The sequence below is a fragment of the Halorubrum sp. SP3 genome, from assembly GCF_005435195.1.
In the GTDB taxonomy this organism is placed as follows: Archaea; Halobacteriota; Halobacteria; order Halobacteriales; family Haloferacaceae; genus Halorubrum; species Halorubrum sodomense.
Genome location: NZ_SGTU01000562.1, coordinates 1 through 302 on the forward strand (window position 1 = coordinate 1; position 302 = coordinate 302).

At 44.4% G+C, this 302-nt stretch carries 1 pseudogene; it reads right to left on the reverse strand.

The features are described 5' to 3' along the window. Nucleotides 1-302: pseudogene (locus EXE42_RS19930) on the reverse strand (hypothetical protein); the annotation flags it as partial.

The window sequence follows — 302 nt, forward strand, 5'->3', positions numbered from 1 at the left end:
ATGAATGTTCCCTTCGGATATAATGCCACCTTTCCAACGGGTGCCTCTGTCGTGATTATTAGATCACCGGCTTTGGGGACACCTCGATTAAGCTTTTCTTCGTAGGTTTCCCGAGATACATATCTCTCTTCATCGAATACAATCTCGCTATCTTGGATATTTCCGCTCGAAATCACAGGTATTCCTGATTCGGAATAGGGGGGCGTTTTTCCTCGATAATCAATATCATACGCGACAAATGTGTCTAAAGAGGTCCAAATCCAACCATCTGGTAGTTCCGGCAACCGTTGGGTTGCTAAATT